General features: G+C 76.2%; 2 protein-coding genes. One reads left to right on the top strand and one right to left on the bottom strand.

Annotated elements, in window-relative coordinates:
* Positions 1-456 precede the first annotated feature (456 nt).
* Positions 457-1,164: a sigma factor-like helix-turn-helix DNA-binding protein gene (locus ACOV8S_RS16810; RefSeq protein WP_448318612.1), complete on the top strand. Its 708-nt coding sequence runs from the start codon at positions 457-459 to the stop codon at positions 1,162-1,164.
* Positions 1,165-1,302: 138 nt separating this feature from the next.
* On the opposite strand, the gene ACOV8S_RS16805 is transcribed toward ACOV8S_RS16810, so the two are convergent.
* Complete coding sequence (locus ACOV8S_RS16805; protein ID WP_448318611.1) at positions 1,303-2,022, bottom strand: hypothetical protein; 720 nt, start codon at positions 2,020-2,022, stop codon at positions 1,303-1,305.
* Between the last annotated feature and the right edge of the window lie 206 nt (positions 2,023-2,228).

Below are 2,228 nucleotides of genomic sequence, written 5' to 3'. Positions count from 1 at the left end.
GCCCAGGAGCAGCCGGAGCCGGAGACGGAGGACCAGCCGGAGCAGCAGCCCGACCAGCCACCGCCGAGGTGCGGACGGCGTCGCCGACGGAGGAGCGGCCGATCGTGCGGGCGGCGCGCTGCCGGTCCGGCCCCCGCCGGTCCGGCCCCTGTCGGGCCGTGCCCCCACGGGCGGCGCACCGCCGGGCGGCGCACCGTCGGGCTGAGCCGAAGCGGCATCCGAAGCGGCATCCGGAGAGGCATCCGGAGAGGCATCAGGAGTGGGAGCGGGAGCCGAAGCGGTTTCCGGCACGGGATCCGCGGCGGAGGACGTGAGGGACGGTGGTGGTGGTGAGGAGGACGGCGGGGGAGAAGGCGGCGGGGGAGGCGCGGTCTGGGACACCTCGCCATGCTCCCAACGGCACCCGCATTCCTCGCGTAACAGGCAGATACGGGACGTGTCGCCCATCATGCGCTTATGGGTTTTATCGAGCGGACGGGTGACGAGGTGACGTCCCTGACGCCGGAGGAGGCGTTCGACGCGCTCTACGCGTCGTGCGCTCCGACCCTCGTCCGGCAGACGTACCTGCTCACCGGGCGGCACGGTGTCGCGCTGGAGTGCGTGGAGCGGGCGTTCCGTGACGCCTGGCACCGCTGGCCGGAGGTGGCGCTCGACCCGGACCCGCCGAGCTGGGTGCGGGCGGTGGCCCACGACCACGCGCTGTCGCCCTGGCGGCGCACCGGACGACGGCACCGACGGCGGCAGCGGGCCCTGGCCGCGCCTCGGATGGCCCCCGCGGACCGGGCGCTGCTGGCGGCGCTGCGCGACCTGCCGCCGCTGCACCGGCGCACGCTGATTCTCTACGACGGCCTCGGGCTCGACCTGCCCGAGACGGCGGCCGAGACCGAGGCCTCCACGGCGGCGACGGCGAGCCGGTTGTGCCGGGCCCGGGAGGCGGTGGCGGTCCGGCTGCCGGAGCTGGCCGACCCCGGGACGCTGCGGCGGCGGATGGCGGAGGCCGCGCAGGTGGCGACCTCCCGGACCCGGGCCAGACCCTCGAGTCCGCCGGTGGTCCGGCGTCGCGCGGAACGGCTGGCCCGGTGGTGGACCGCCGCGGCGGCGGTCGTGACGGTGGTGGTGGCGGCTCTCGTCCTGGCCGGGCTGGTCACCGCGGCCGTCCGCTAGGGGAGCGGTCCCCCGGCGCGGGCCCGCTCGCATCCTCCGCCCTCCGAGCCTGGTGCTGAACGGGACCGGTCCCGGGAGAGACGGAAGGGGGCGCCGGTATGCCCGGCGCCCCCTGGTCGGCCCGTCAGTTCTCGCTTGTCACATGGACGCCGTGAGGCTGTCGCGGAGGTTGTCCGGGACGCTGTCGGGGAGGTACCTCTCGCAGGCTTGGCGGGCGTCGCGGGTGAGCGCCTCGTCGGTGCAGACGTAGAAGTCCCGCAGGATCACCTGCTGGGCGAGGATGAACAGCAGCACCATCAGCAGCGCGATCGACCCGGTGACGATGCCGACGATCGCCGCCCGCCGCTGCGGATTGCGGCCGCCCGAGGCCGCCGGGGATCCGGCGGCGGTGGCCGCGGTCCCGTCCGCAGGACGGTCCGGGTCCTGCGGGCGGGCGGGCGTGCGCAGGGCGCTGATGCCCCAGTAGAGGGCGAGCGCGCCGAGCAGCAGCGCGACGTACGGCAGCCCGAAGAGCATGAGGATCAGACCCCAGGTGCCGCTGAGCAGCGCGTAGCGGGCGCGCCGCTGGGCGGGGTCGGTGGGGTCCCAGCGCAGGCCGGGTCCGCCCGGTCCGTCACCGGAGCCGCCCTGGCCGGATCGGTTCCCCTGGCCGGACCCCTCGGGGCGCTGGCCCCAGCCGGCCCAGCCGCCGCCACCGCCGCCCTCGGGCTGCCGGTCGCTCCAGCGGCCCTCCTGCGAGGGCTGGTTCTCCGGCGGCGGCGCGAACGGGTTGTCCTCGTCGGCCGGCCGGCGGCCGTCGGCGTCGCGCCGGTCGTCGCGGGCGGGGGAGCCGGACTCGGAGGGCTTCCGCAGTAGCACGCCGCCACGCTCCCCTCCCGGCGAGGCATGCCCTCGCGTACCGGGCGCGAGGCGCGTTGCGAGGGTGAGGAGTCGCGGGCTGCGGCGGTCGGGCATCGGGTGTGCGTCTTCCCCTTGGCTGGAACTGGCTGGAACTGGCTGGAACGGGATGCGGAACGGCTGTGCAGTGGAGGTGGAGCGGCGGCGGGAGCGGGGCGTTCGGGTCT

The organism is Streptomyces sp. CO7, assembly GCF_053474865.1.
This window is presented reverse-complemented; position numbering and strand designations above follow the sequence as displayed.